This window comes from Blastomonas sp. CCH1-A6 (assembly GCF_001556365.1).
Lineage (GTDB): Bacteria > Pseudomonadota > Alphaproteobacteria > Sphingomonadales > Sphingomonadaceae > Blastomonas > Blastomonas ursincola.
This window is the reverse complement of sequence record NZ_LSIS01000548.1, coordinates 1-3,128: the sequence shown is the minus strand read 5'-3', so window position 1 is coordinate 3,128 and position 3,128 is coordinate 1. Positions and strand designations below refer to the sequence as shown.

Genomic DNA, 3,128 nt, shown 5'->3' with positions numbered 1-3,128 from the left:
GCGATCTGACCGTCCCGCCGCTGCTGCCCGATGACCGCGCCACCATCGCCGCCGCGCTCGACGCGCACCGCCAGGCCGACGTCATCGTCACCACCGGCGGCGCATCGGTCGGCGACCATGACCTCATCCAGCCGGCGCTTGCCGATTGCGGCGGCACAGTCGATTTCTGGCGGATCGCGATGCGGCCGGGCAAGCCGGTGATGGTCGGCAGGCTGGGCGAGGCCATCGTGCTCGGCCTGCCGGGCAATCCGGTCTCCGCCTATGTCACCGCCACGCTGCTGCTGCTGCCGCTGGTTCGCAAGATGCTCGGTTATCAGGCGCTTGTCCCGATGATCTCCCAAGCGATCGCAGGCGAACCCTTCCCCGCCAACGGACCGCGCCAGGACTTCGTCCGCGCTGCCTGGCGCGACGGGCGGCTGGTGCGGCTGGCCAATCAGGACAGTGGCGCGCTGCTCGCGCTGCACCGGGCCGATGCGCTGGTGGTGCGTCCCGCCCATGCGGCAGCGGCCCGACCGGGCGATCGCATCGACTATATCGCGCTTGCTCGACCAACTTGACACAAGGTCTTGACCTGACCGCCTTTGTTTCGTAATTGTTCCGTGTTCGTTCGAACATGCGAACGGCTGGGACAAGGAAATTCGGCGATGCTGACCCGCAAGCAACATGACCTGATCCGCTTCATCCAGGAACGGCTGGAGGCCGATGGCGTGTCTCCCTCGTTCGAGGAAATGAAGGAAGCGCTCGATCTCAAGTCCAAGTCGGGCGTGCATCGGCTGGTCAGCGCGCTCGAGGAACGCGGCTTTATCCGCCGCCTGCCCAACCGGGCGCGCGCGCTCGAGATCCTGAAATTACCCGAGTCGAGCGTGAAGCCGCGCGAGAAGGAACTCGCTGCCGCTGCCGCCGCGCGCGCCGATGCTGCGCGGAGCAATGTCGTCAGCATGGATACGGTGCGCAAGGCGGTGTTGCCAGAGCCGGCGAACAGCAATGTGCTCGAGATCCCGCTGCACGGCCGCATCGCCGCCGGTGCGCCGATCGAGGCATTCGAGGGCACCGAGATCCTGCCTGTTCCCGCCGCCTTGCTCGGCGCGGGCGAGCATTATGCGCTCGAAGTGTCGGGAGATTCCATGGTCGAGGCGGGCATTCTCGACGGCGATTTCGCGCTGATCAAGCGCACCGAAACCGCGCGCGACGGCGAGATCGTGGTCGCGCTGGTGCGCGGCGAGGAAGCGACGCTCAAATATCTGCGCCGGGAGAACGGCCGCATCCGGCTCGATCCCGCCAATGCGTCCTATGCGCCGCAATATTACGCGCCGCACGAGGTGCAGGTGCAGGGCAAGCTCGCGGGCCTGCTGCGCCGCTATCACTGATGCCGACCGCGGGCCCGGCAAGCGCCGGGCCCGTTTCGCTCACGCCCCGTTTCAGGTGCGGGTGAGCCCCATATCCTCGAGCAGCCGCCCCATATGCTGCTTGAACGGGAAGAAACCCTTGCGCGCGTGCGGCCAGAAGGTCTCGTCCCAATCGCGGCGGACCTGCACGAGTTCGATCCCCTCGCCCTCTAGTGCCTTGGCGATGTCCGCCAGCCGCGTCGCCACCGGCCCGACCGGCGCATAAGGCGCCACCACCCGGTTGACGCCCGCCTCACGCGACGCCTGCACGATCGCCTCGGCATTCAGGGCATCTATCCGCTTCACCGGCGCCTTGCCGGTGTCACCGAGCGACGCAGCCATGTCGCGCGCAGCTTCCGCAACAAAGGCGCGTGCTTTGTCGCCCCAGAGCAGCGCCCGATCGGCAGCAATGCAGGTGCCCCGGATATCGGCCTCGCGGAGCAACGCTTCATCCGGGTGCATGTCCTCGCTCGTGACCAGCAGCAACGCCGGCGCACCCCTGGCACACCCGGCCTCGCCCAAGGGAGTAGCGGCAGGAACCGGTGCTTCGGTCAGCGGTTCGGCGATCTCCGCCAGACCCTTCGGCGCAAACCGCCCGCCGGTATAGCGCGCGATATTGTCGGCGGTGGCGAGATAGGTCTTGCCCGCCGTCTGCAGCCCAGCAACCCAGCGCCAGGACAATGTGTTGCTCGCCGCATCGGCATCGATCAGGTGGCGCAGGAAGAAATCCGCGCCCAGCGTCCAGGGCAGGCGCAGCGTGAAGATCCAGATCGAGGCGAACCACATACGCGCGTGATTGTGCAGATACCCGGTCTCGACCAGCTCGCGCGCCCAGTCATCGAAGCCCTCTATGCCGGTGCGCCCCTGCTCGGCCTGTTCGAGCGCGCGGACATTGCGCAGCCGCTCGCGCTGCACATCGCGCTCCTCGACGAAGCGGGTCCAGATGCCGGGCCGCATCTCGAGCCAGCCCTTCCAATAGGTGCGCCACAGCACCTCCTGCACATATTTCTCGGCCGCGAGCGCGTGCTTCTCGAGCACCGCTGCGCACACTTCCTGCTCGCTCAGCAGGCGAAAGCGCAGCCAGGGTGAAAGCTGCGACACGGCGCTAGGCCGACCGGGCCCGAGATCGCTGTTGCGCCCCTCGGCATAGGCGCGGCCCGCATGCGGCACGAAGGCGTGCATCCGCGCGAGGCCCGCTGCGCGCGTCGGTTCGAACACCCCGCTCATGCCCGTGGCTCGCGCAGCAGGCCCTGCAGGCGTGGTCTGATCTTGAGAAAGCGCAGATAGGCACGCTCGAGCAGCGCCAGTACCGGCTTCCAGCGCGCGATGAGGCCGAGCGGTCGCAGCAGGGGAATGGCACGCCACATCGCCGCAAAGGCGGCCGCGCCAGAGAGCATCACGCCATTTTCGCGCGCATGGAAGCGCTCGAGCAGCGCCTTGCGGTCGATCGGGCAAGAGCCGCCCGGCGTCGATACGTCGACAAAGTCGATCGCCCCGCGCCGGTCCAGGCGCCGCATCAGCGCGATTTCACGGGTACAGAGCGGGCACGCGCCGTCATACCAGATTTCCAGCTTGTCCCTCATTCCGTGCGCGGCCCCGTTTTCTGCTGCCTCATGTCGAACATAGATACGCGCAGGACCAGCGCAACGGATGCCGCTTCGCGGAATCTGTTATCGCTGAAAATGCCCATCCCGATTAATGGGAAATTTTCCCAATAGTCAGCATTCATTCATGTTCTGCGCA

Annotated in this window: 4 protein-coding genes; 2 read left to right on the top strand and 2 right to left on the bottom strand. The window is 66.8% G+C overall.

Features of this window, described 5'->3' with window-relative positions:
• Positions 1-557: molybdopterin-binding protein (locus tag AX735_RS23585; protein WP_446471859.1), on the top strand; the 557-nt coding region annotated here is incomplete at its 5' end.
• Positions 558-644: 87 nt separating this feature from the next.
• Positions 645-1,367 carry a transcriptional repressor LexA gene (gene lexA, locus AX735_RS23580; protein WP_066285117.1) on the top strand — a complete coding sequence of 241 codons (723 nt, stop codon included), beginning with the start codon at positions 645-647 and terminating at the stop codon, positions 1,365-1,367.
• A gap of 51 nt (positions 1,368-1,418) precedes the next feature.
• Here lexA and AX735_RS23575 read toward each other — a convergent pair whose 3' ends face one another.
• Entirely contained in the window at positions 1,419-2,612 is a 1,194-nt protein-coding gene (locus AX735_RS23575; RefSeq protein WP_066285115.1) for an FAD-binding domain-containing protein, read from the bottom strand.
• The gene (locus AX735_RS23570; protein WP_066285113.1) at positions 2,609-2,968 is read right to left on the bottom strand and encodes a thiol-disulfide oxidoreductase DCC family protein; all 360 of its coding nucleotides are present in this window, start codon (positions 2,966-2,968) and stop codon (positions 2,609-2,611) included. Before AX735_RS23570 ends, AX735_RS23575 begins: the two co-directional genes overlap by 4 nt.
• Positions 2,969-3,128 lie beyond the last annotated feature (160 nt).